Origin of the sequence: Nocardia transvalensis NBRC 15921 (assembly GCF_000308875.1) — a bacterium.
GTDB lineage: Bacteria > Actinomycetota > Actinomycetes > Mycobacteriales > Mycobacteriaceae > Nocardia > Nocardia transvalensis.
Map to the genome: position 1 here is coordinate 73,164 of NZ_BAGL01000032.1, position 20,111 is coordinate 93,274.

Annotated in this window: 19 protein-coding genes; 16 read left to right on the forward strand and 3 right to left on the reverse strand. The window is 69.7% G+C overall.

The genetic code is table 11. The annotated features are described in order from the left end of the window. Positions 1 to 7: 7 nt before the first annotated feature. From ON41_RS10160 to ON41_RS10185, 6 genes are all read left to right on the forward strand, one after another. A complete protein-coding gene (locus tag ON41_RS10160; RefSeq protein ID WP_246829494.1) occupies positions 8 to 1,087 on the forward strand; it encodes a glycoside hydrolase family 172 protein in 1,080 nt (359 codons plus the stop codon). Positions 1,088 to 1,127: 40 nt separating this feature from the next. Then, on the forward strand, positions 1,128 to 2,138 hold the full coding sequence (locus tag ON41_RS10165; RefSeq protein WP_040747126.1) for a zinc-dependent alcohol dehydrogenase family protein: 1,011 nt from the start codon (positions 1,128 to 1,130) through the stop codon (positions 2,136 to 2,138). Beyond that, positions 2,135 to 3,535 (forward strand): xylulokinase, encoded by a 1,401-nt coding sequence (xylB, locus tag ON41_RS10170; protein ID WP_218003412.1) that lies wholly within the window; start codon positions 2,135 to 2,137, stop codon positions 3,533 to 3,535. Before ON41_RS10165 ends, xylB begins: the two co-directional genes overlap by 4 nt. Before the next feature lie 327 nt (positions 3,536 to 3,862). Next, positions 3,863 to 5,026 (forward strand): 3-hydroxy-9,10-secoandrosta-1,3,5(10)-triene-9,17-dione monooxygenase oxygenase subunit, encoded by a 1,164-nt coding sequence (gene hsaA / locus ON41_RS10175; RefSeq protein ID WP_174411317.1) that lies wholly within the window; start codon positions 3,863 to 3,865, stop codon positions 5,024 to 5,026. Next, a complete protein-coding gene (locus ON41_RS10180; protein WP_083905252.1) occupies positions 5,026 to 5,979 on the forward strand; it encodes an alpha/beta fold hydrolase in 954 nt (317 codons plus the stop codon). The genes hsaA and ON41_RS10180 overlap by 1 nt, the downstream gene beginning before the upstream one ends. Before the next feature lie 42 nt (positions 5,980 to 6,021). Further along, the gene (locus ON41_RS10185) at positions 6,022 to 6,543 is read left to right on the forward strand and encodes a DinB family protein (RefSeq protein WP_040747133.1); all 522 of its coding nucleotides are present in this window, start codon (positions 6,022 to 6,024) and stop codon (positions 6,541 to 6,543) included. 4 nt (positions 6,544 to 6,547) lie between these two features. On the opposite strand, the gene ON41_RS10190 is transcribed toward ON41_RS10185, so the two are convergent. Then, complete coding sequence (locus tag ON41_RS10190) at positions 6,548 to 8,824, reverse strand: LuxR C-terminal-related transcriptional regulator (RefSeq protein ID WP_040747134.1); 2,277 nt, start codon at positions 8,822 to 8,824, stop codon at positions 6,548 to 6,550. Between the two features lie 111 nt (positions 8,825 to 8,935). Between ON41_RS10190 and ON41_RS10195 the strand changes: the two genes are divergently transcribed. The 3 genes from ON41_RS10195 to ON41_RS10205 are packed head-to-tail and all read left to right on the forward strand — an operon-like array spanning position 8,936 to position 10,985. Continuing rightward, positions 8,936 to 9,847, forward strand: coding sequence for an LLM class F420-dependent oxidoreductase (locus ON41_RS10195; RefSeq protein WP_040747136.1), 912 nt, complete (start codon positions 8,936 to 8,938; stop codon positions 9,845 to 9,847). Between the two features lie 57 nt (positions 9,848 to 9,904). Continuing rightward, positions 9,905 to 10,267: an MmcQ/YjbR family DNA-binding protein gene (locus tag ON41_RS10200; protein WP_051161208.1), complete on the forward strand. Its 363-nt coding sequence runs from the start codon at positions 9,905 to 9,907 to the stop codon at positions 10,265 to 10,267. A 49-nt stretch (positions 10,268 to 10,316) separates the two neighbouring features. Next, the gene (locus ON41_RS10205; protein WP_040747139.1) at positions 10,317 to 10,985 is read left to right on the forward strand and encodes a class I SAM-dependent methyltransferase; all 669 of its coding nucleotides are present in this window, start codon (positions 10,317 to 10,319) and stop codon (positions 10,983 to 10,985) included. A 171-nt stretch (positions 10,986 to 11,156) separates the two neighbouring features. Here the strand turns inward: ON41_RS10205 and ON41_RS10210 are convergent, their stop codons facing one another. Then, on the reverse strand, positions 11,157 to 11,936 hold the full coding sequence (locus ON41_RS10210; RefSeq protein WP_051161192.1) for an IclR family transcriptional regulator: 780 nt from the start codon (positions 11,934 to 11,936) through the stop codon (positions 11,157 to 11,159). 170 nt (positions 11,937 to 12,106) lie between these two features. Here ON41_RS10210 and ON41_RS10215 point away from each other — a divergent pair, with 170 nt between their 5' ends. The 6 genes from ON41_RS10215 to ON41_RS10240 all read left to right on the forward strand — a co-directional run bounded on the left by ON41_RS10215 (position 12,107) and on the right by ON41_RS10240 (position 17,628). After that, the gene (locus ON41_RS10215; protein ID WP_373281332.1) at positions 12,107 to 12,625 is read left to right on the forward strand and encodes a flavin reductase family protein; all 519 of its coding nucleotides are present in this window, start codon (positions 12,107 to 12,109) and stop codon (positions 12,623 to 12,625) included. Between the two features lie 111 nt (positions 12,626 to 12,736). Next, positions 12,737 to 13,873 (forward strand): 3-ketosteroid-9-alpha-monooxygenase, oxygenase component, encoded by a 1,137-nt coding sequence (locus tag ON41_RS10220; protein ID WP_040747140.1) that lies wholly within the window; start codon positions 12,737 to 12,739, stop codon positions 13,871 to 13,873. A gap of 11 nt (positions 13,874 to 13,884) precedes the next feature. Then, positions 13,885 to 14,136: a hypothetical protein gene (locus ON41_RS10225; protein WP_051161210.1), complete on the forward strand. Its 252-nt coding sequence runs from the start codon at positions 13,885 to 13,887 to the stop codon at positions 14,134 to 14,136. Next, on the forward strand, positions 14,133 to 15,194 hold the full coding sequence (locus ON41_RS10230) for a ferredoxin--NADP reductase (protein ID WP_040747142.1): 1,062 nt from the start codon (positions 14,133 to 14,135) through the stop codon (positions 15,192 to 15,194). Before ON41_RS10225 ends, ON41_RS10230 begins: the two co-directional genes overlap by 4 nt. A gap of 26 nt (positions 15,195 to 15,220) precedes the next feature. Further along, positions 15,221 to 16,099: a VOC family protein gene (locus tag ON41_RS10235; protein ID WP_040747264.1), complete on the forward strand. Its 879-nt coding sequence runs from the start codon at positions 15,221 to 15,223 to the stop codon at positions 16,097 to 16,099. 71 nt (positions 16,100 to 16,170) lie between these two features. Then, on the forward strand, positions 16,171 to 17,628 hold the full coding sequence (locus ON41_RS10240; RefSeq protein ID WP_040747143.1) for an amidase: 1,458 nt from the start codon (positions 16,171 to 16,173) through the stop codon (positions 17,626 to 17,628). A 90-nt stretch (positions 17,629 to 17,718) separates the two neighbouring features. Here ON41_RS10240 and ON41_RS10245 read toward each other — a convergent pair whose 3' ends face one another. Next, positions 17,719 to 19,419 (reverse strand): nitroreductase family deazaflavin-dependent oxidoreductase, encoded by a 1,701-nt coding sequence (locus ON41_RS10245; protein ID WP_040747145.1) that lies wholly within the window; start codon positions 19,417 to 19,419, stop codon positions 17,719 to 17,721. Positions 19,420 to 19,539: 120 nt separating this feature from the next. Here ON41_RS10245 and ON41_RS10250 point away from each other — a divergent pair, with 120 nt between their 5' ends. Then, a complete protein-coding gene (locus tag ON41_RS10250; RefSeq protein ID WP_040747147.1) occupies positions 19,540 to 20,109 on the forward strand; it encodes a TetR/AcrR family transcriptional regulator in 570 nt (189 codons plus the stop codon). Positions 20,110 to 20,111 lie beyond the last annotated feature (2 nt).

Here is a 20,111-nt window from a genome sequence, read left to right on the forward strand (position 1 = left end):
GCGAAACGTGACCACGTGGGCCGGGTCGCATGTCAAAATCGCCATGGTGCACGAGATATGGCGGCTCGATCAGGGACGTACCCGCTCGATCAGTCCGGAGAACCCCACGGGGGCACCGGGAGCGGGCGGCCGCGCGACGGCGGGCACCGGGGCACACGCGGCCGGTGACCTGGGCATCGGCTGGAAGGTCTCCCCGTCGATCGACCTGCCCTCCGGCGCCACCGCCACGCTGGCCGACATCTCCGGCCCCGGCGTCCTGCGCCACTTCTGGCTCACCACCGACCGTTCCGTGCTGTCGCAGATGACGCTGCGCATGTACTGGGACTCCGAACCGGAACCCGCGATCGAGGTGCCACTGGGCTCGTTCTTCTGCAACGCGTGGGACGAACTGGCGCTGGTGAATTCGGAGATGGTGGTGGTCGCCCCCGCCGGCGGGCTGAACAGCTTCTGGCCCATGCCGTTTCGCGCCCACGCCCGCGTCACACTGCACAACGGCAGCGACCGTCAGGTGCCGGTGTACTACCAGCTGACCTACCTCGAACAGGAGGTTCCGCGGTCGGCGGGCTACCTGCACGCGCGTTGGCAGCGCCGCAATCCGCTGGGCAGCCCCGCCGTGCACACCGTCCTCGACGACGTCCCGGGCCCCGGCCGGTACGTCGGCACCTACCTGGCGATCGTGCCCAACGCGCCGGGCTGGTGGGGCGAGGGTGAGCTGAAATTCTTCCTCGACGGCGCCACCGAATTCCCCACCATCTGCGGCACCGGCACCGAGGACTACTTCGGCGGGGCCTGGAACTACGACCTCGACGGCGAATACCGCACCTACTCCACGCCGTACCTCGGATTCGTGCAGGCGCTGCCCGCCGACGAGATCTATCAACCACAGCAGCGCTTCGGCATGTACCGCTGGCACGTGCGCGACCCGATCTGTTTCGACCGCAGCCTGCGCGTCACCATCCAGGCGCTGGGCTGGCGCGACAACGGCCGCCGCTACCTGCCGCTCGAGGACGCCGATATCGCGACGACCGCGCTCTGGTACCAGCACCGCTCGGTGACGGGCCGTCGTCATTCGGCTACATCGATGTGAAACGGCCAATATCCGGCATACCGGGGTGCAAGGTGGACGTATGCGTGCCCTGGTAATCGAGGAACCCGGCAAATATTCGGTGACGACCCTGCCCGACCCCGCCCCCGGACCGGGCGAGGTGGTGGTCCGGGTCGGCGCGGTCGGAATCTGCGGCACCGACCTGCACATCGTGGCGGGGGAGTTCCCGCCCACGTCGTATCCGATCGTGCCGGGGCACGAGTTCGCGGGCGAGGTGGTCGAGCTGGGCGCCGAGGCCCCTGGTGTCCGTGTGGGCGACACCGTGGCCGTGGATCCGTCGTTGTTCTGCGGGCGCTGCCACTACTGCGCGATCGGCCGCGGCAATCTGTGCGAGAACTGGGGCGCGATCGGCGACACCGTCGACGGCGCGATGGCCGAGTACGTGAAGGTACCCGTCGAGAACTGTCACCGGCTGCCCGGACACGTCCCCGCGACGCACGGAGCGCTGGTGGAGCCGCTGTCGTGCGCGGTTCACGGCTTCGACGTGCTGCCCCGGCAACTCGCCTCGCACTACCTGATCTACGGCGCGGGCACCATGGGCCTGCTGATGCTGCAACTGGCCATCGCGGCCGGGGCGGCCTCGGTCTCGGTGGTCGATGTGAACGCCGCCCGCCTGGAGGTCGCGCGCACGCTGGGCGCGGACGCCGCGGTCACCGACGCCGACGAACTCGACCGCCCGGAGGGCTGGGAGATCGTGATCGACTGCACCGGCGCGATCCCGGCCATCGAGGACGGGTTGTCGCGGGTCCGGCGCGGCGGCACCTTCCAGCAGTTCGGGGTCGCGGCCGCGGCGGCCCGCGCCTCGGTCTCGCCGTTCCGCGTCTACAACGACGAGATCACCATCGTCGGATCGATGGCGGTCCTGCACAGCTTCGGCCGCGCGGTCGACCTGCTGGGCGAGGGTGTGATCGACGCCGACACCATGATCACTCACGACTTCCCGCTGGGCGAGTTCGACGAGGCGCTCGACACGTTCCGGTCGGGGGCGGGCCGCAAGATCCAGATCCGGCCGCTGCGGAAGGAGCGTCTCTGATGTTGGTAGCCGGGGTCGACAGTTCGACCCAGTCGTGCAAGGTCGTCGTGTGCGACGCCGACAGCGGAAATATCGTGCGGCACAGCAAGGTTCCGCATCCGGACGGTACCGAGGTGCCCGCCGAGGCATGGTGGAGCGCGCTGCGTGAGGCGACCGACGGACTGCTCGACGGGGTGTCGGCGATCGCGGTTGCGGGCCAGCAACACGGACTCGTCGCGCTGGACGCCTCCGGGGTTCCGGTGCGAGAGGCGTTGCTGTGGAACGACACTCGCTCCGCGCGGGCGGCCGAAGATCTGGTCGCGGAGTTCGGCGGGGCGCGGGCCTGGGCCGAGGCGGTGGGCCTGGTGCCGCTCGCCGCGCATACGGTCGCCAAGCTGCGCTGGCTGGCCGATCACGAGCCGCGGCATGCCGATCGGGTGGCGCGGGTGCTGCTTCCGCACGACTATCTCACCTGGCGGCTGCTTGGCGGGACGCCCGATGTGGAGCCGATCACCGATCGCGGTGACGCCTCCGGGACGGGCTACTGGTCACCCGCCTCGGGGGAGTATCGCAAAGACCTTGTCGCACTGGGATTTCGGGATCGTCTCCCGGAACTGCCCCGGGTACTCGGTCCGTCCGAGGCGGCCGGGCAGACCTCGGACGGCCTGCTGGTGGCGGCCGGGACCGGCGACAATGCCTCCGCCGCACTCGGTTTGGGCATCGGCGACGGCGACGTCGTGGTGTCGCTGGGTACCAGCGGCACGGTCTTCACCCGCGCGTCGCACCCGAGCGCCGACGGATCCGGTGCGATCCAGGGTTTCGCCGACGCCACCGGCGCTTTCCTTCCCCTGGTGTGCACGCTGAACGCGGCACGGGTGCTCGACCGGACCGCCGCACTGCTCGGTATCGGCTTGGACGAACTGGAAACGGTTGCCCGGCAGTCTGTTCCAGGCGCGGCGGGCCTCACCCTCCTGCCCTACCTCACCGGCGAGCGCACCCCGAACCTCCCGGACGCCGCCGGCACCCTGCACGGCCTGACCCTCGAATCCATGGCCCCGCACCACATGGCCCGCGCCGGCATCGAGGGAATGCTCTGCAACCTCGCCGACAGCCTCGACCGCCTCCGCGCCGACGGCATCACCCCCCGCCGCGTCCTGCTCATCGGCGGCGCGGCGGCCAATCCCCTCGTCGCCGAGATCGCCGCCGAAATCTTCGAGGTCGAGGTAGCGGTCCCCGACCCCCAGGAATACGTCGCCCTCGGCGCCGCCCGCCAGGCAGCCTGGACCCTCGCCCGAACCCCCACCCCACCGGCCTGGAAACCCCCGCCCGCCCGCGAATTCCCACCCCCCGCCAACGGCCCCGGCCCCGAAATCCGCTCCCGCTACACCACCCTCCGCCAACGCCTCCACGGCGTCTGACCGCACCGGCGGCTCCGTCGCCTTCATCCGGCACACCCAACCTTTCCGGCCCGCCCAACCCTTTTTCCGGCGCGCTTTTGGCCGGAATCCACCGCGACCATGGCGTGATCCCGGCCAAAAGCACGCCGGGAAAGCCAAAAGCACGCCGGGAAATCTGAGTGGGTGCGTCGGGAAGTCTGAGTGGGTGCGCCGGGAAGTCTGAGTGGGCACGTCGGAACTTGAGGTGGCGCGCGGTACCGATCATCGGGACTGGTGTGGGTGGTGGGTGTGGCGGTCGGCTTAGCGTCGGGGCGATAGGTCGCAGACGATGCAGGAGGTATGCCCGCCATGACCAACAAGGTGCTCGATCGGGTCCGGGATCTGCTGCCGGAGATCCGGGAACGCGCGGTGACGGCCGAGCGGGAGCGGCGGGTGCCGGAGGAGACGATCCGGCAGCTCACCGCGGCCGGGGTGTTCCGGATGTTGCAGCCCGCGCGGTTCGGTGGTGACGAGGCCTCGCCCGTGGACTTCTACCAGGTGATCCGCGCTGTCGCGACCGCCTGCCCGTCGACGGCATGGGTGACGTCGGTGCTCGGCGCGCACCCGTGGCAGCTGGCCCTGTTCCCCCTGCGCGCACAGCAGGATGTCTGGGGCGCGGACCCGGACACGCTGGTGTCGTCGTCGTACGCGCCGACGGGCAAACTCACCGTCGCCGAGGGCGGCTACCGGGTCGAGGGGCGCTGGAACTTCTCCTCCGGCTGCGACCACGCGCAGTGGGCCCTGCTGGGCGCGCTGGCCCCGAACGACCAGGGCGGCATGGACTATCTGACGATCCTGGTGCCGCGCGGCGACTACCGGATCGAGGAGAACTGGGAGGTGTCGGGCCTGGCCGGCACCGGCAGCAACGACATCGTCATCGACGGGGCGTTCGTCCCGGCCGACCACACCTACAGCGCCGCCGACCAGGCCGCGCTCACCGGCCCCGGCCAGGAAGCCAATCCCGCTGCGCTGTACCGGATCTCGTTCGGCAGCGTCTTCTCCAACACCATCACCGCGCCCATCATCGGCGCCGCGCAGGGCGCCTACGACGCGCACGTGGCCCGTCAGCGCGAGCGAGTGCGCCTGTCCTACGGTGGGCAGAAGGTGGCCGAGGATCCCTTCGCCCACGTGCGGGTCGCCCGCGCCGCCTCCGAGATCGACGCGGCCGTACTACAGATGGAACGCAATATGACCGAACAGCTGCGCTATGCCGAAGCGGGCGAGGAGATCCCGTTCGAACTGCGCCTGCGTACCCGCCGCGATCAGGTGCGCGGCACCGAACGCGCACTGTTCGCCGTCGACCTGCTGTTCGAGAACTCCGGCGGCCACGCGATCCGCAAACCCAATGCGATAGAACGGCATTGGCGCGATGTGCACGCCGGCAGCGTGCACGTCATCAACGACGTCGAACGCGCCCTCGCGATGGTCGGCAAAGGCGAATTCGGCCTGGAGGTCGAGGATCGGATGCTGTGATGACCAACCTCACCGCGGAGGAGACCACTCGCTGGGTGGTCCCCGGCCAAAAGCATGCCGGGGAAAAGGTAGATGCGCAGGCCGGGGAAGAAGTAGATGCGCAGGCCGGGGAGAAGGTAGATGGTGCTGCCACTGACCTGAACGGTGTGAAACTGCGCTATCACGAGGCCGGGTCCGGGGAGCCGCTGGTTTTGCTGCATGGTTCGGGAGCGGGGGTGTCGGGGTGGGCCAACTTCGGGGGCAATCTGCCGGAGCTGTCGCGGCATTTTCGGTGCCTGATTCTGGATCAGCCCGGCTTCGGGGCCAGTGGGCGGCCGGAGACGTACGAGCGCAATTATCTGCGTATCGCGGTCGATGCGGTGCTGGCGCTGCTGGACCATCTCGGCCTCGACAAGGCGCATCTGCTGGGCAATTCGATGGGTGGTGCGGTGGCCGCCCTGCTGGCGCTGGAACATCCGGACCGTGCCGGCCGGCTCGTGCTGATGGCGCCGGGCGGCGTCGGCGTCAATATTCTGGGACCCGAACCGTCCGAAGGCATTCGGCGGCTGCTGGACTTCACCACCGACCCGACCCGCGAGCGGGCGATCGACTGGCTGAAGACGATGGTCTTCGATCAGGCGGTACTCACCGACGACTTGATCGCGACCCGCAGCGCCGCGGCCACCGACCCACGCCAGTCCAAGGCCCTGGCCGACGCCTACGCCACCTTCTACAACCCCGCCATGGCCGACGCGGTCCCGCTCTGGGCCCGCCTGCGCACCCTCCGGCACGAGACCCTCATCCTCTGGGGCCGCGACGACCGCGTCACCCCCGTCGAGGGCAGCCTCCTCCCCGCCCGCCAACTCCCCAACGCCGACCTCCGCACCTTCGCCCGCTGCGGCCACTGGGTCCAGGTAGAACGCAAATCCGCCTTCGAACGCACAGTGACCGACTTCCTCACCCACGGCCTCTGACCCCCACCATGAGTTGCGGGTGGGGTGGGATAGCGTCGGGGGATGTCGTGGGTTGCTCCGTCGGTGGATCGTGGTCGGGTGCTCAGCACGGGTGGGGAGCGGGTGTTGCTGCAGTCGTGGCTGGATTTTCATCGGGCGACGCTGCTGGTGAAGTGTGCGGGGCTGACGGCGGAGGAGTTGAAACGGCGTAGTGCCGAGCCGTCTACGCTGTCACTGCTCGGGCTGGTACGGCATATGACCGATGTGGAGCGGTCCTGGTTCCGGATCCGGTGTGCCGGTGAGGTTCTCGACTATTACTACTCGACCGAGGACAATGTCGACGGCGAGTTCGATGATGTCGACACCGCCGACGCGCCCGCCGACTTCGACCGGTTCCGCGCGGAACTCGACCTGGTCGACGAGGCCGTGGCGGGGCTCCCGCTCGAGCACACCTTCGTCCACCCGCGCTCGGGCGAGGTGCACAACCTGCGCTGGGTGTATCTGCACCTGATCGAGGAGTACGCCCGCCACAACGGCCACGCCGACCTGCTGCGCGAACGCATCGACGGCGCGACGGGGGACTGATCGCCTACAGGTCGTGGTCGCGGGCCCAGCCGGCGATCTGGGTGCGCGAGGTGAAGCCGAGCTTGGTGAGTATGTGTTCGACGTGCGTCTCCGCCGTCCGCACCGAGATCACCAGATCACCGGCGATGCGCTTGTTGCTGTGCCCGGCCGCCACCAGCCGCGCGACATCCTTCTCCCGCCGAGTGAGCACGTCGACGTCCGCCGAGGTCACGGGTGCGGGGCCGACTGCCACGGGTCCGGGCGCGGACTGCGTGCGGCCCAGGGCGAAATCGATCGCCGCCGGCAGCGACAGCGCCGCCCCGCGCTCATAGGCCGCCTGGAAACCCTTCTCGCCCAACCCCTCTCGAACCCCGTCACGCACCTTCTCACCCACGGCGCTGGTGATAGCGTGCGCCAGCCGAACAGTGCTGCGCTGCAACGTCTCCGCCGCACCCATCAGCGTGGCGGCCCGCTCCCTCTCCGCCCGCGCCGCCGCCGTCCAGGCCATTCCGTCGAAAGCCGAAGCCAGCCAGACACACCGGTCGAACTGCGCGAAGACCTCCACCGCCCGCCCGGTGTACTCGGCCGCCGCGTCCTGATCGCCGTGCCGCCAATGATCGATGCCCACCACCCACAGCGCGAGACCGCCCAGCAGATGCGGCCCGTGCCGGTCGGTGGCCGCCCGGAACCGGTCGGCGATAGGCGTGGACCGCTCGTCCTCCAGCAGCGTCGCGCACATGAAACCGAAGGCGAGACTGTCCATTTCGGTGGCGTGATGCCCCGCCCGCCGCGACAGCTCCGCGGCCTCCTCGGACAGCGTCAGCGCGGTCGAGGTGTCGTCGTCGGTGAACGCGATGAGCGCCTCGTCCAGCCGCGCCTCCGCGAGGATGTCGGTCGCACCCAGATCCGCTGCCACCGTGAGGCATTCGTCCACCAGCCGGGCCGCGGACTCGCGATCGGACAGCAGCGCCGCCAGCGACGCCGCCGACGACAGCCCCCGCGCCCGTTCCCAGGTCGGTTCGGGGTTACGCGCCAAAGCATCGGTGAGCCACCGATACCCCTCGGACAGGAACCGGTAGTGCTCCCAGAACGGCCGCAGCACGGTCGCGGTCTCCAGCGCCAGTTGCGGCGCGTTCCCGAGCGAGAACTGCAGTGCCGACCGCAGATTCGCGTGCTCGCGGGCAAGCTTCCGGAACCACGCCAGATCCTCGCCGGTCCAATAGGCGCGCTGCCCGCGCAGCGCCAGCTCGCGATAGTGATCCCGGTGCCGCGCCCGCGCCGCGCGGTCGCCGCCGCGCTCGGCCAGCCGATCGTGCCCGAACTGCCGGATCGGTTCCAGCATCGAGTATCTGGCGGCGGCCCCGTCGTAGCGCAGCGTCAGCACGGACTTGTCGACCAGCCCGGTGAGGGCGTCGACCAGTGTGTGCCCGCCGCCGGGCAGCACGCCCACCGCTTGGGCCGCCTCGATGTCGAACCCGCCCGTGAAGACCGAAAGCTGTTGCCACAAAGCCTGTTCGGCGGGCGTGCACAGCTCGTAACTCCACCGAATCGCGCCCTCGATGGTCTGCTGCCGCTGCGGCGCCGTGCGCGGCCCGGCGGTCAGCAGCTCCATGGTGTCGTCGAGCCGGTCCAGGATCTGCTCGGGCGTGAACACCCGGAATCGCAACGCCGCCAATTCCAATGCCAGCGGGATACCGTCCAGTCGTTCGCAGATGGCCGCCAGCGTGGCGCGATTACCGCCGGTGAGTTCGAACCCCGGATGGGCGGCGCCGACCCGCTCCACCAGCAGGCGCAGGGCATCGCTGTCGGGATCGGCGACAGGCAGCGGCGGGACCGGCATCACCTGCTCGCCCGGAATCCCGAGCACCTCCCGGCTGGTCGCGAGGACCCGCACCTGCGGGGTGCTGCCCACGATGCGGCCCACCAGCTCGGCACAGGCGTCGATCACGTGCTCGCAGTTGTCGAGGATCAGCAGCAACCGCTTCGCGGCGAGGAAGTCGGTGAGCCGCTGCAGCGGGGCGATGGTGTCGTCGCGCAGGTTCAGCGCCTCGGCGACGCTGAGCGTCACCAGCTCCGGATCGTGCACATCGGCCAGCTCCACCAGCCACACCCCGTCCGGGAACGCGCGCGCCGCCGCCTCGCCCACCTGCCGCGACAGCCGGGTCTTGCCGACACCGCCCGGACCGAGCAGCGTCAGCACCCGGGTCGAGGGCAGCAGCCGCTTCGCGGAGGCCAGTTCGTCGCGGCGGCCGACGAAGCTGGTGACCTCGGCGGGAAGGTTTCCGGTGACACGCCGCGCCATGGTCGGTAACACTATCGTGATCAGGGTCGCCGCCGGACCACATCGGCGACGCGAGGCATAGGCTGGATGATCGAAACGACACCCCGTGTCATCGACCCGAGGAGGCCCGCTGTGCGGATCGGCATCTTGCTCAACGAACCCACCGGTCCCGACGCGCTGCGCCGGATCACCGACGACCTGGCGCAGGCCGCCGACGAGGGCTTCGACTCGGCGTGGCTGTCGCACATCTTCGGCATCGACGCGCTGACCGCGCTGGCGGTGGCGGGCAGCCAGGTCCCGGGCATCGAGCTGGGCACCGCCGTCGTGCCGACCTACCCGCGGCATCCGGGCGCCATGGCCCAGCAGGCGCGCACCGCCGCGCTGGCCGCCGGACCGGGCCGCCTGACGCTCGGCATCGGCCTGTCGCATCAGGTCGTCATCGAGAACATGTTCGGCTACAGCTTCGACCGGCCCGCCCGGCACATGAAGGAATACCTGTCGGTGCTGATGCCGCTGCTCGAGGGCGAGCAGGTGTCGTTCTCGGGGGAGACCGTGAGCGCCAACCTGTCCCTGAGCGTCCCGAACGAGGGCCGCGTCCCGGTGCTGGTGGCGGCGATGGGCGCCCAGATGCTGAAACTGGCCGGCCGCCGGACCGACGGCACCGTGCTCTGGATGACCGGACCGGCGACGATCCGCGACCACATCGCGCCCACCATCACGGCGGCCGCGACCGAGGCGGGCCGCCCGGCGCCGCGCGTGGTGTGCGCGCTGCCGGTCCTCGTCACCAACGACGTCGAGGGCGCCCGCGAACAGGCCGGCGAGATATTCGGGGCCTACGGCTCGCTGCCGTCGTACCGCGCGATGATGGACCGCGAAGGCGCGGCGGGCCCGGCCGACCTGGCGATCATCGGTTCCGAGGAGCAGGTGGCGGCTCGTGTCCGCGAGGTCTTCGCCGCGGGCGCCACCGAGTTCTACGGCGCCGTCTTCGCCGGTGGGGACGATGCGGCCCGTACCCGCAAACTCCTTGCCGGACTGGCCGACTGAGGACCGGTCGTGCCGCGCCGAGCCCGCGTAGAGGACGTCCACGAACTGGCACAGTCCATGCCGCACGTGACCGTCGAGCACGGTCCGCAGGGCAATGCGATCTACCAGGTCGGCCGGAAGTCGTTCGTCTTCTTCCGTACGCCGCGCCCGGACGCGCACGATCCCGCCACCGGGGAGCGCTACACCGACGTCATCATCTTCTGGGTGCCGTCGGAATCGGACAAGCTGGCCCTGGTGCAGGATCCGGACTCGCCGTTCTTCACCACCCCGCATTTCGACGGTCACCTGTCGGTGCTGGTGCGCGGTAGCCGCATCGGCGAGTTGCGGGTGGACGAGCTGACCGAGGTGATCCAGGACGCCTGGCTGTCCCGGGCCTCGGCGGCGCGGGCGAAACGCTGGCTGGCCGAACGGGATTCATGAAACCCCGCCGCCTTGACCTCGAGCGAGGTTGAGGATGCAGGGTGGAGGTATGACGCAGACCGCAGAGTTCTGGAATACCGCCTACGACAACGACACCGCACCGTGGGTGATCGGGGAGCCCCAGCCGGCGATCGTGGCGCTCGAACGCGAGGGCCGCATCACCGGGCGGGTGCTCGATCCGGGCACCGGCGCGGGCGAGCACACCATCCTGCTGACCCGGCTCGGCTACGACGTACTCGGCGTCGACCTGTCGCCCAGCGCCGTCGCGTACGCGCAGCGCAACGCCGCCGAGAAGGGCGTGCCCGCGGCGCGGTTCCGGGTGACGGATGCCGTGCGCACGGGCCGCGACCCCGAGGCCGCCGCGGAACTGGGCGTCTTCGACACCATCGTCGACAGCGCCCTGTTCCACGTCTTCGGCGACGACCCGCAGAACCGCGCCGACTACGTCCGCGGCCTGCACGCCCTGTGCAAGCCCGGCGGTGTCCTGCACATCCTCGCCCTCTCCACCGCCGAACCCGGCATCGGCCCCCGCATCAGCGACACCCTGATCCGCGAATCCTTCAGCGAGGGCTGGGACCTGGAAGACCTCCAGCCCAGCCGCTACCGCGGCCGCATCACCGGCCTGGTAGCCCAGCAGGCCGACGAGGCCGGCCTCCACCCCACCGACGACGGCATCATCGACACCGCCGCCTGGCTGGCCCGCCTCCGCCGCCTCTGACCAGCCTCTCGTTCCCCGGCACGCCAGCCTCTCGTTCTCCGGTGCGCCAGCTTCTCGTTCTCCGGTGCGCCAGCTTCTCGTTCCCGGTGCGCCAGCTTCTCGTTCCCCGGCACGCCAGCCTCTCGTTCCCCGGCACGCTTTTGGCCGGGGCTCCGTTCTCTCCGGTGAGTGCTATCGCCGGGGGAGCAGTGCCCGCCCGGCCTCGTGTGCCACCTCCAGCACCACCCGTGCGAGCCTGTCGTAACTCATTCCGTCGGCTCGCCCCGACAGTGACAAGGCGGCCGGAGCCCGTCCCCGGCCGCGTAACGGCGCTGCGACACAGGCGATTCCGGCGACTGCTTCCTCCCGGTCGACGGCCACACCCTGGCGCAGCCGGATCTGGGACACCTCACGCCGCAGCGCCTCCGGCTCGCTCAGGGTGCGGGGAGTGAGCCGGGGCAAGCGGGTGCGGTAGGCGGTATCGATGATGGCGGGTTCGAGGGCGGACAGCATGGCCTTGCCCAAAGCGGTTGCGTGCGCGGGCATCCGGCCACCCAGACGGGTCGGCAGCGCGGCGGCGAACCGCCCGCCGGCCTTGTCCAGATAGACCACGTCGCGCCCGTCCAGCACGGCCAGATGCCCGACCATGCCGGTGCGCTGGGACAGCTCGTGCAGCAGCGGGCCGACCGCATCGCGAATCTCGTTGTGGTCGGCAGTGAGTCCGCCCAGCTCCAGCGTGCGCATGCCGAGCCGGTAGCCGCCGGAGGTGTGCGCCAGCCAGCGCAGCCGGATCATCTGATCAAGGATGCGATGGACCGTCGACCGCGGAAGTCCGGTCCGTTCGACGAGTTCCAGCAGCGTCAGCGCCGGGCTGGCGGCGTCGAACGCGTCGAGGATCAGGGTCATCCGCTCGATCATCGACACCGGGAGCGTCCCGGTGCGTTCCGCGGGGGGCAGCACGGTGACGGTCATAGGTTCCTCCGTTGGCTCCATGGCTTGTGTCCCCAGTCACAGTGGCCCGCCGCGCGCCGATCGCGAATCCGTGGAACTACGTAGGTCCTACCGATCTGTTCCCGGTGACCGGGCCCGTGTCTTGACCGGCACACGGCGTCACCTGGTCTCATGACTGTCAGCTATATATCGTGTCGAAGGGAGTGGTGGTGGAACCGGTGCGGGTGGACGGACGGTCCGTCGACGGGAGGTCCCTCCGGGCCGTGCTCGGCAGGTTCTGCACGGGCGTCACGGTGATCACCGCCCTGGACGGCGGCGAGCCGGTGGGATTCAGCTGCCAGTCGTTCACCGCGCTGTCGCTGGACCCGCCCGCGGTCTGCCTGTGTCCGGCGCGGACGTCCACCTCGTGGCCGCGCATCCGCGCCGCCGGTCGGTTCTGCGTGAACATCCTGGCGCACGACCAAGAGGACGTGTGCCGCCGACTGGCGCGCAGCGGCACCGACAAGTTCGCCGGAATCGACTGGAGCCCTTCGGACAACGGGTCGCCGCGGCTGGCGGGCGCGCTGGCCGGCATCGACTGCGACCTCGACCGCGAACTCGACGGCGGCGACCACACCATCGTCATCGGCCGTGTGACCGGCCTGCGCGAACACTCGGACGCGCCGCCACTGCTGTTCTACCGCTCGGCATTCGACCGGCTCGGGGCGTGATGATCCTCCCGGCCAGTGGGACTGCGCATGCCGCCGATCCGCGTCCGCGGCCAGTATCGGTATCGGGCCCCTCGCCGAAATCGTCTGGGCCGTAATCGGATCGGAGGAACCATGACTGGCGACAGCGACACGCGTGTGATCGACGCGGCCGGGCCGACCGCGCGATACGCGCGCGGGTGGCACTGCCTCGGGCCGGCGGACGGCTACCGGGACGGGAAGCCGCACACGCTCGAGGCGTTCGGCACCGAGCTGGTGGTCTTCGCCGGTGCGAACGGAAAACTCAACGTGCTCAACGCCTACTGCCCGCATATGGGTGGCAACCTGGCCGACGGCACCGTGAAGGGCGACTCCCTCGCCTGCCCCTTCCACGACTGGCGCTGGGGCGGCAACGGCCGGTGCACCGGCATTCCCTACGCCCGCCGCGTCCCGCCGCTGGCCCGCACCAAGGCGTGGCGGACGATGGAGGAGAACAGGCAGCTGTTCGTGTGGAACGATCCGGAGGGCAACCCGCCGCCGGACGACGTCACGATCCCGCGAATCGAGGGCGCGTTCAGCGACGAGTGGACCGACTGGACCTGGAAGTCGATCGTGGTCGACTCGAACTGCCGCGAGGTCGTCGACAATGTGGTCGATATGGCGCACTTCTTCTATGTGCACCTGGGCTTCCCGATCTTCTTCAAGAACGTTTTCGAGAACCACATCGCCAGCCAGTACATGACCTCGGTCTCGCGCGAGGACACCATGGGGGAGACGGCGAAAGCGCTGGGCGGCAAGAACACTCTGCACTCCGACGCGTCCTATTACGGCCCGTCCTACATGATCGATCACCTGCGCAGCGAGAGCGACGGGACGACCGTGGAGGGCATTCTGATCAACTGCCACTACCCGGTCACGCCCGACAGGTTCGTGCTGCAGTACGGCATGATCGTCAAGCTCCCGACCGACCGGCCGCGCGCCGAGGCCGAGGAGATCGCCGCCGGTTTCGCCGGTGGTATGGGCGCGGGCTTCGAACAGGACATCGCCATCTGGCAGCGCAAGACCCGCATCAACAACCCGCTGCTGTGCGAGGAGGACGGCCCGGTCTACCAGCTGCGCCGCTGGTACCAGCAGTTCTACACCGATGTGGCCGACGTGAGCGAGGAGATGACGGCCCGGTTCGAATTCGAGGTCGACACCAGCCGAGCGGTCACCGTGTGGGAGGCGGAGGTCGCCGAGAACCTCGCCCGCCGCGCCGCGGCGCAGGTCTGAAAGTGGTTGCCATGGAGCCTGTGTCGTGCCGTACCTGCGGCTGCCGCGTCCTTGTCGAGAAGTACAGCCCGCAGCACACGAGTGTGCAGTGGAGCCGGGCGGCGCGCAGCGCCTGCACGCGACTGCCCGATGCGAGCGAGCGGGAGCACACCTGTCCCGCGCTGCGCGCCGCTATCGACGCCGCGGTCGAGGCGGGGGAGCTGTGTGTGAGTACCAGGGAGCAGGACGTGATGACCCGTGGGCAGACCCTGGCTCGCACATGACAGCGGTGGGCGAGTCCGTGCGAATAGTGCGAGTGGTGCGTGAGACATCGGAGGCGGTGTCGCTGATGTTGGCACCGGAACCTGACCATGCCGACCTGTTCGCCTATCGGCCCGGCCAGTTCCTGACCCTGCGCATCCCCAGTGCCAGGACCGGTTCGGTCAGCCGGTGCTACTCGCTGTCGAGCGCCCCGCACGAGAAGGGGCCGCTACAGATCACGGTGAAGCGCACCGCCGAGGGGTACGCCTCGAACTGGCTGTGCGACAACGCGACCGAGGGGATGGCGCTCGAGGTCCTGCCGCCGGCGGGCCGTTTCATCCCGCCCTCGCTGGACACCGACCTGCTGCTGTTCGCCGCCGGATCCGGCATCACGCCCATCCTGTCGATACTCAAATCCATACTGGCGCAGGGGTCCGGGCACTGCACGCTCCTCTACGCCAACCGAGACGAACGGTCGGTCATCTTCGCCGGCGAACTGACCCGTCTGTCCGCCCGGCACCCGGACCGGCTGCGCGTCCTGCACTGGCTGGAAAGCGTGCAAGGTCTGCCCACCGCCCGGCAACTGGCCACGGCGATCGAACCCTGGTGTGAGCGAGACATTTTCGTCTGCGGCCCGGGGCCCTACATGACCACTGTCGGCACGGCACTGGCCGACCTCGGGGTCGATCGTCACCGAGTGCACATGGAGAAGTTCCTCTCCCTCGCGGGTAATCCGTTCGATTCGGTTGCGGGAGATGATGTCGGCGCCTTGCCTGCGGATGTTGCCGTTGCTGCCCCTAGCGCGGATAGCGTCACCGTCACTGTGGATCTCGATGGCGAGACTTACCACCTCACCTGGCAGCGCGGGAAGGTCTTGCTGGACGTGCTGCTGGCGGAGGGCCTGGACGCGCCCTACTCCTGCCGCGAGGGCGCGTGCAGTGCGTGCGTGTGCCGGGTCACCTCGGGGGAGGTCCGTATGCGCCGCAACGAAGTACTCGAACCGTCCGACGTCGACGACGGATATGTACTTGCCTGCCAATCGATCCCGGTGAGCGACGACATCTCGATCACCTATTCCTGAACCCGATTCCTCGAGGAGTGACCACCATGCCCGCCTTCAGTTCCCTCGGCTACGTCCGCGCCGGCATCACCGACGCCGGGGCCTGGCGCACCTTCGCCTTCGACACCCTCGGCTTCGCCGAAGGGTCCGGTCCCAACCCCGAGTCGATCTACCTGCGCACCGACGAGCACACCTACCGCCTCGAACTCGTGCCCGGTGCACGCGACGAGGTGCTGGCCGTGGGCTGGCAGGTCGCCGACGGCCCATCCCTGGCGCTCGTCCGCGAGGCGGTGGAGAAGACCGGAATCGCCGTCACCACACTGTCTCTCGCCGAGGCCGGACGGCGGCACGTCGAAGAGGCCGTCAGCTTCACCGACCCCTCCGGAGTCACCGTCGAGGTATTCCACGGCCCGCTTCTGGACCACAGTCCCGTCCTCACCACGTTCGGCGCCCGGTTCGTCACGGGCGACCTGGGACTCGGACACGTGGTCCTCCCCGTACCGGACCTGGAGGCCGCGCGCCGCTTCTACACCGATGTACTGGGCTTCGATGCCCGCGGCTCCTTCCGCGTCGGCCCGCCCGACAGCCCGCTCTGGATCCGATTCCTCGGCGTGAACCCACGCCACCACAGCCTCGCCCTCATCCCCGGATCCCCGGCGGAGGGGGCGGGCATCGTGCACATCATGGTGGAGGTCGACCGGCTCGACGATGTCGGCCGCGCCCTGGACCGGGTGACCGCGGCCGGCTACCACCTCTCCTCGACCCTGGGCCGCCACACCAACGACAAGATGATCTCCTTCTACGTCCGCACCCCCGGCGGCTGGGACCTCGAATTCGGCTGCGAGGGGATGCTGGTCGGCGACAGCTACGTGGCCGAGGAAATGACAGCCGACAGCTATTGGGGCCATGCATGGGCCCGAGGCTGACCCGAATCGGTCTCTGCGAGAATCGGTTTCACATGCGGGTATAGACTCGCGATCCGAGACAAGGAGGCCTCATGCCCGGACCGGAATTCGCGACCCTCCGTGAACAGGTGGCCGCCTTGCAGGCCGGAACGATCTCGGCCACCGAACTCCTCGAACTGAGCATCGCCCGCATCGACACGTTCGACGACAAGGTCAACGCCGTCGTGGTGCGCGACTACGACCGCGCCCGCGCCGCCGCGGAGCAGGCCGACGCGGCCCTGGCGCGCGGCGAGCGCGCCCCTCTCCTCGGCGTCCCGGTCGCGGTGAAGGAATCCTTCAATATCGCCGGCCTGCCCACCACCTGGGGTTTTCCCGATGCCGAGGGATGGCAGCCCGCCGAGGACGCCGCCCTGGTGACGCGGGTCAAGGAGGCGGGCGGGGTCGTGATCGGCAAGACCAATGTGCCGATGGCCCTCCACGACTGGCAGTCCTACAACGACATCTACGGCACCACCAACAATCCCTGGGACCTGACGCGCTCGCCCGGCGGGTCCTCGGGCGGTTCGTCGGCGGCTCTGGCGGCGGGCTACGTCTCGCTCGCGCTCGGCTCCGATATCGGGGGATCGCTCCGGGTTCCCGCGCATTTCTGCGGCATTTTCGCGCACAAGCCGTCACGGAACCTGCTGCCGATGCGCGGCAATACGCCGCCCCGGACGCCCGCGCTGCCGGTTCTGCACGACCTCGCCGTGGTCGGGGCCATGACCCGCACCGCCGCCGACCTGACCATGGCCACCCTGCTGCTCGCCGGTCCCGACGAGGTGGAGGCGGTCGGTTACCGACTCGCGCTGCGACCGCCGCGCGCCACCGCATTCGGCGGCTTCCGGGTGCTGATCGTCGACAGCCATCCGCTGTTGCCGACGTCGGCCGTCGTCCGCGAGGGTTTCGATCGGATCGCGCGGGGGCTCGAGAAGGCCGGCGCCTCGGTCGCCCGGCACAGCGAGTTGGTGCCCGACCTGACGCTGACCGCGAAAACCTATCTGACACTGCTGATGTCGCAGTTCGGCGCGGATGCGCCGCCCGAGAGGGAACGCGCGCTGAAGGCCGCTCTGGCAGAGTTGCCGCCGGACGCCGACACCATGGAAGCGGTCACCCTCCGGGCGCTCGCGGCCAGCCACGCCGACTGGATCAGGGCGGACCGCGTCCGCATCGGCCTCGCCGATCAGTGGCGCCGTCTGTTCGAGGAATTCGACGTGGTGCTGTGCCCGATCACGCCGACACCGGCCTTCCCCCACGACCATTCGGAAGTGAACACCCGCACGGTCGACATCGACGGCACCGCCCACCCTTACAACCTCCACCTGGTCTGGGCGAGTGTCGCCACCCTGCTCGGCCTACCGGCCACCGCCGCCCCCATCGGCCGTTCCCCCGAAGGCCTGCCCTACGGCATGCAGATAATCGGCCCCTACCTCGAAGACCGCACCACCCTGCACTTCGCGGAACTGATAGAACAAGAATTCGGCGGCTTCACCCCACCCCCCGGTTTCGCCTGATCGCCTGCGTCAATTTTTCCGGCACGCTTTTGGCCGGAATCTCGCGAGGTTCCGGCCAAAAGCACGCCGGAAACATCCTGATCCGGCGGATTAAATATCGCTGAACGTCACACGGACGGAGACGGGTTCGGTTTGGAGGGCGGCGAAGCCGGCGGCGGTGAGGGGAGCGAGGGCGGGGTGGGGTGCGAAGGCGCGGGCGCGGGTGACTACGTCGTCGTCCGGGCGTAGTTGGGCGGTGCCGGCGCGCCACCGATCACCTTGGCGCAGGCGCACTTCCGGGTTCGCTCGCACATTGTTGCCCCAGCCGGAGCGCATACCGTGCTGGCAGATGATCCACGCACCCTCGTCGTCGAACAGCACCGAGACCGGCACCCGGCGCGGCTGCCCGGACTTGCGGCCGATGGTCTCCAGCTCGGTGGCGAAGGTCGAGCGCACCCCCAGCCTGTCGAGCGTGCGGAAGCTCGGATTCACGAGGTACCGGCCGACGGTGCGTTCGATCCGGAACTTGCGGGCGAGCCGGTCGGCATCGCTCGGCGGGCCGCTCCGGCGACGCGGTCGGAAGGCATCGATCCCGTTGCGCCGCACCATCGTCACCGCGGTGCGCCACGGCGAACGCGCCGGGTCGGGATCGAGCCCCGCGCCGAGCCGGTGCAGCTGATCGGTGTGCCACTGTAGATCCAAGGCCCCGTCGAAAGCCTTCACGCTGCGGTTGCCCGCCAGCCGCCCGCGCAGGCCCAGCGAGATCACCGGCGGCCGGAGCGCATCGGTACGTCCGGTGAGCAGATCATCTGCCGCCGAGGGGATTACGGCCACGGGACGTCCGAGCCCGATCAGATCGCAAGCCCCGGAGTCCACTGCCTCGCCCATCGCCGCGCGCGACCGGAACCCGCCCGTGACTCCCAGCGGCACCGCACCCGCGGCCCGCCGCGTGCTCTCCGCGTACTCCAGGAAATACGCCTCCCGCGCCCGCGTACTCGCCGACGCGGTGCGCGGGCGGCCCATCATCGCGGGCGATTCGTAACTGCCCCCGCTGATTTCGATCAGGTCCAGCCGCTCGGCCGACAGCGCCTCGACGACGGCGCGCGATTCGTCCTCGGTGAACCCGCCCCGCTGAAAGTCGGCGGAGTTGAGCTTGATCCCCACCGCGAACCCCGGACGGACCGCGTCCCGCACCGCCCGCACCACCTCGAGCACGAACCGCCTGCGCCGCACCGGATCCCCGCCCCACTCGTCGGTGCGCCGATTCGACAGCGGTGACAGGAACTGCGACACCAGATACCCGTGCGCACCGTGGATCTGCACCCCGTCGAATCCGGCGGCCTCCGCGATTCGCGCCGCGGCGGCGAATCGGCCGACGATGCCGGTGATCTCGGACCCGGACAGCGCGCGCGGTGCGGGCAGGCCGGGAATGTCGGGCGCGACGGCCGACGGCGCGACCGAGCGTCGCCGGGTCGCCAGCGGATTCGCCTGCCGCCCCGGATGATTCAGCTGCATCCACACCGGAGCGCCGCCGTCCTTGGCCGCCTTGGCCCACCGGGTCAGCGCGTCGAGGTGCCGGTCGTCCTCGATGGCCACATTGCCGGGTTCACCGAGCTGGGTGCGGTCGACCATCACATTCCCCGTGACGATCAACCCGAACCCGCCCGCGCCCCAGCGCCGGTAGAGCCGGTGCAGCCGCTCGTCGGGGCCGAGATCGCCGGTGCCCAGGCCCTCGCTCAGCGCGGACTTCACGATCCGGTTCGGCAGCACCTGCCCGCAGGGGAGGGGCAGGGGGTCGTGCAGGTTCGCCATCGGGATGCTCCTCCGTCGCCGGTAAACCGATCGGTTTAGCTGGAGGTTAGTACACCGATCGGTCTAGGGGCAAGGTAGGCTGGTCGGACAGGCCATGGCGTACGGAGAGGGGTCGCGGCAATGCGGGCTCGGGATCGGCTGATCGACAGCACCGTCGATCTGATGCGCCGCAACGGCGTGGCGGGTACCGGGATCGCCCAGCTCCTGGAGCACAGCGGCATCTCCCGGCGGTCGGTGTATCTGAACTTTCCCGGCGGGAAGGCGGAGCTGGTCACCGAGGCCACGCGTTCGGCGGGCGAGGCGGCGAGCACGCTGATCCGCAAGCTCGCCGACGGTGGCGCGGATCTGGCCTCGTGCGTCGCCGCCTTCCCGTCGATCTGGCGCGAGCGCCTGGTGGCGAGCGATTTCACCGCGGGCTGCCCGATCGTGGCCGCGGCGCTGGGCCGCGCGGAGGCCCCGGCGGCGGCCGACGCCGCGGGGGAGACCTTCACCGAATGGGAGGCGATCCTCGCCGAAAGCCTGCGCGCGGAACAGGTGGACGACGATCGCGCGCTCGCGCTCGCCACCACCATCGTCGCCGCCATCGAGGGCGCGGTGGTGATGTCGCTCGCCACTCGCTCGGTCGCCCCGCTCGAACGAGTGGGCACCCAGCTCTCGGCGTTGGTCGCCCAGTACACCGACAAGGGGTGAGT

Coding starts and splice junctions, on each gene's coding strand:
- ON41_RS10165 (WP_040747126.1), top strand. CDS start 1,128: ATGCGTGCCCTGGTAATCGAGGAACCCGGCAAATATTCGGTGACGACC.
- hsaA (WP_174411317.1), top strand. CDS start 3,863: ATGACCAACAAGGTGCTCGATCGGGTCCGGGATCTGCTGCCGGAGATC.
- ON41_RS10180 (WP_083905252.1), top strand. CDS start 5,026: ATGACCAACCTCACCGCGGAGGAGACCACTCGCTGGGTGGTCCCCGGC.
- ON41_RS10185 (WP_040747133.1), top strand. CDS start 6,022: ATGTCGTGGGTTGCTCCGTCGGTGGATCGTGGTCGGGTGCTCAGCACG.
- ON41_RS10190 (WP_040747134.1), bottom strand. CDS start 8,824: ATGGCGCGGCGTGTCACCGGAAACCTTCCCGCCGAGGTCACCAGCTTC.
- ON41_RS10200 (WP_051161208.1), top strand. CDS start 9,905: ATGCCGCACGTGACCGTCGAGCACGGTCCGCAGGGCAATGCGATCTAC.
- ON41_RS10205 (WP_040747139.1), top strand. CDS start 10,317: ATGACGCAGACCGCAGAGTTCTGGAATACCGCCTACGACAACGACACC.
- ON41_RS10210 (WP_051161192.1), bottom strand. CDS start 11,936: ATGACCGTCACCGTGCTGCCCCCCGCGGAACGCACCGGGACGCTCCCG.
- ON41_RS10220 (WP_040747140.1), top strand. CDS start 12,737: ATGACTGGCGACAGCGACACGCGTGTGATCGACGCGGCCGGGCCGACC.
- ON41_RS10225 (WP_051161210.1), top strand. CDS start 13,885: ATGGAGCCTGTGTCGTGCCGTACCTGCGGCTGCCGCGTCCTTGTCGAG.
- ON41_RS10230 (WP_040747142.1), top strand. CDS start 14,133: ATGACAGCGGTGGGCGAGTCCGTGCGAATAGTGCGAGTGGTGCGTGAG.
- ON41_RS10235 (WP_040747264.1), top strand. CDS start 15,221: ATGCCCGCCTTCAGTTCCCTCGGCTACGTCCGCGCCGGCATCACCGAC.
- ON41_RS10240 (WP_040747143.1), top strand. CDS start 16,171: ATGCCCGGACCGGAATTCGCGACCCTCCGTGAACAGGTGGCCGCCTTG.
- ON41_RS10245 (WP_040747145.1), bottom strand. CDS start 19,419: ATGGCGAACCTGCACGACCCCCTGCCCCTCCCCTGCGGGCAGGTGCTG.
- ON41_RS10250 (WP_040747147.1), top strand. CDS start 19,540: ATGCGGGCTCGGGATCGGCTGATCGACAGCACCGTCGATCTGATGCGC.